The sequence below is a fragment of the Halochromatium sp. genome, assembly GCF_054919635.1.
The window spans coordinates 1-3,338 of the sequence record NZ_JBUDPI010000379.1 but is presented as its reverse complement, the minus strand read 5'-3'; the positions used below and the strand labels follow the sequence as shown (position 1 = coordinate 3,338).

2 protein-coding genes are annotated in these 3,338 nt (G+C 61.4%); one reads left to right on the top strand and one right to left on the bottom strand.

Translation table 11 applies throughout. The features are described 5' to 3' along the window. A partial coding sequence (locus ACY693_RS16895; protein ID WP_462322977.1) for a superoxide dismutase occupies positions 1-521 on the bottom strand: 521 nt, incomplete at its 3' end. Between the two features lie 633 nt (positions 522-1,154). On the opposite strand from ACY693_RS16895, the gene ACY693_RS16890 reads away from it, so the two are divergent. Beyond that, positions 1,155-3,206: a ribonucleoside triphosphate reductase gene (locus ACY693_RS16890; protein ID WP_462322976.1), complete on the top strand. Its 2,052-nt coding sequence runs from the start codon at positions 1,155-1,157 to the stop codon at positions 3,204-3,206. The last annotated feature ends 132 nt before the right edge of the window (positions 3,207-3,338 follow it).

Below are 3,338 nucleotides of genomic sequence, written 5' to 3'. Positions count from 1 at the left end.
TCGAAGGATGCCTCAGATGCATGTTGCAGCGCTAGTTTATATGCGCTCGCCCTGCAAGTCAGGATTGGCGTCTTGCCGTCGCGTAATGGGTTATCGGCATTGCTGGCGCTGACGATGCTGAGCTTGCCTGCATCGTCCTTGGCGAGCCAGACCCAACCAGAGCCGAACAATGTCGTCAGCGCGGTCGAGAACTGGTCGCGTAGGGTATCAGTGCTGCCAAAGTCGCGCTCGATGGCCGCAGCAAGCTCAGCCTGCGGATCACCGCCGCCGCTCGGACTCATGCAGTTCCAGTAGAAGGCGTGATTCCAGGCCTGGGCGCCGTTGTTGAAGACGCCGCCGGTGCCGCGTTTGACGATGTCGACCAATGAGGCGTCGGCCAGCTCGGTGCCTTCGATGAGGCCGTTTAATTTGTTCACGTAGGTCGCATGATGCTTGCCGTGATGCAGCGACAGGGTCTCGCTGGAGATGCGCGGCTCGAGGGCATTCTCGGCATAGGGGAGGTCAGGGAGTTCATGTGCCATGGTGTTGCTCCTTCGGGGCTGATGAATCGGCACGGTCGAGCGGTTGATGCGTCAATTGATACGCTTACCGGACGTGAGGCGGGCGCTCCATGGGCGCAGCTGTCGTTGCTCGGTTGCGGTTGCAGGTGACCAGCCGATCGACCGGGTGTGGTCCCTGCAGGTGCAGCAAGGTCCGCGCCAGAAGACGTGCCAGCAGATACGCAGCAGAGGTCTGAGCCCTCAAGATCGCCGGCGCTAGCGGCCCAGGATCGGCCACATCACTGGCTCTATCACTGGCCACATCACCGTTCCCGTCAACGGCCCCCTCGATTGCTGGCTGCGGGTGCTTTGATGCGGACTGGTCAAGGTGCAGATGGCTGGGAGTGGTCCGAACCGTGGTGGATTCCACCCAGGCGTGGCCCAAAGCCCCCAGCGCTTCGCTTGTGATGCCTCGGTGAGCGCTTTGGTGCTAGGGCGAAGCGGGAAGGGCCGCGGTCTCAGCGCACGAGTGCCTCGCTGTCAATACGCCTTGTTCAAAGAGCAGCGATCTAGTTGACGCCGGTCAAGGGAGAATCGAAGCGAGCTTTCGCAAGATATAGTGTCTAATATACTGATCAACACAATATCTTGTATCTGAGCCTCAGGGAGCCCGCTATGACGTCGACCTCCGCCGCCGCGCCTGCGCTGCTCACACTGCCGACGCAAGTCACGAAGCGCGACGGCGAGCAGGTTCCCTTTGATGCATCGAAGATCCAGTCCGCGATCGCGCGCGCCGGGCAAGCGACAGGGGAGTTCGGCGAGCTAGAAGCGCAATTGTTGGCCGCACAGGTGGTCAAGGTGTTGGCACATCGCTATGGCGAGGGCCGTAGTCCGGACATCGAGGGCATCCAAGATGTCGTCGAGCAGACCCTGATCAGCGCCAATCATTTCGAGACCGCGCGCTCCTACATCGTCTACCGCGAGCAGCGCGCCAAGCTGCGTGCCGACCGCCGCACCCTGGTCGACGTCTCAAGCTCGATCAACGAGTACCTGGACCGCTCCGACTGGCGCGTCGCGGCCAACGCCAACCAGGGCTATTCGCTCGGCGGACTGATCCTAAATACCTCCGGCAAGATGATCGCCAACTACTGGCTCTCGCACGTCTACCCGCCGCAGGTTGGCGAGGCGCATCGCGAGGGCGACATCCATATCCATGACCTGGATATGCTCGCTGGCTACTGCGCAGGCTGGTCGTTGCGCACCCTGCTGGCCGAAGGACTCAATGGCGTTCCGGGCAAGGTCGAGGCTGGCCCGCCGCGCCATATGTCGAGCGCGATTGGCCAGATCGTCAACTACCTCGGAACCCTGCAAAACGAGTGGGCCGGTGCTCAAGCGTTCTCGAGCTTTGATACCTACATGGCGCCCTATGTCCGCGTCGACGGACTCGACTACCCGCGCGTCAAGCAGTACATCCAGGAGTTGATCTATAACCTGAATGTGCCGTCGCGCTGGGGTTGCCAAACCCCGTTTACTAATCTCACCTTTGACTGGGTTTGTCCTGAGGATCTGCGCGAGCAGGTGCCGGTGATTGGTGGCGAGGAGCAGCCGTTCACCTACGGCGAGCTGCAGGCCGAGATGGACATGATCAATCGGGCCTACATCGAGGTGATGACCGAGGGCGATGCCAAGGGACGCATCTTCACCTTCCCGATCCCGACCTACAACATCACTGAGGACTTCCCCTGGGACAGCGAGAATGCAGAGTATCTCTTTGAGATGACTGCAAAATATGGTCTTCCCTATTTTCAGAACTTCCTCAACTCCGAGCTCTCGCCCAACATGGTGCGCTCGATGTGCTGCCGGCTGCAGCTCGATCTGACTGAGCTGCTCAAGCGTGGTAACGGCCTATTCGGCTCGGCCGAGCAGACCGGCTCGCTCGGCGTCGTCACCATCAACTGCGCGCGGCTCGGTTATACCCATCGTGGCGATGAGGCCGGGCTGCTGCGGCGACTCGATGAGCTGATGGAGTTGGCGAAGAAGAGCCTGGAGCTGAAGCGCAAGGTGATCCAGCGCCACATGGACGCTGGGCTGTTCCCTTACACCACACGCTATCTCGGCACCCTACGGAATCACTTCAGCACGCTCGGCGTCAACGGCATCAACGAGATGATCCGTAACTTCACGGCGGATACCGACGACATCACCACCGAGTGGGGCCATGCCTTCGCCTGCCGTCTGCTTGATCACGTGCGTGCGCGGATGGTCGAGTTCCAAGAAGAGACCGGGCACATGTACAACCTGGAGGCGACGCCGGCCGAGGGCACGACCTACCGCTTTGCCCGCGAGGACAAGAAACGCTTCCCTGACATCCTGCAGGCCGGCACCGAGGACACGCCTTATTACACCAATTCCTCGCAACTGCCGGTCGGCTATACCGACGACGCCTTCGAGGCGCTGGCGGCACAGGACGAGCTGCAGACCAAGTACACCGGCGGCACCGTGCTGCATCTGTACATGGGCGAGCGCATCGGCTCCACCGATGCCTGCAAGCGGTTGGTTCAGCGGGCGCTGACCAATTTCCGACTGCCCTACATCACGGTGACGCCGATCTTCTCAGTCTGTCCAACCCATGGCTATCTGGCCGGCGAGCACGAGTTCTGCCCTAAGTGTGATGCCGAGCTGATCGAGAAGAAGCGCGCCGAGCTGCGTGCCACAGAGACGGCCTGAGCACTGCAGAACGGTCGGGGGCGTAGGCTGCGAGCATGGTGCCAAGGAAAGCGGATGCCCTGCTCGCGAGACCGGTGGACGCCGCCAGTCCCACGACCACGACATCCGCTGCCACAGCGAGAGATTGTTGGC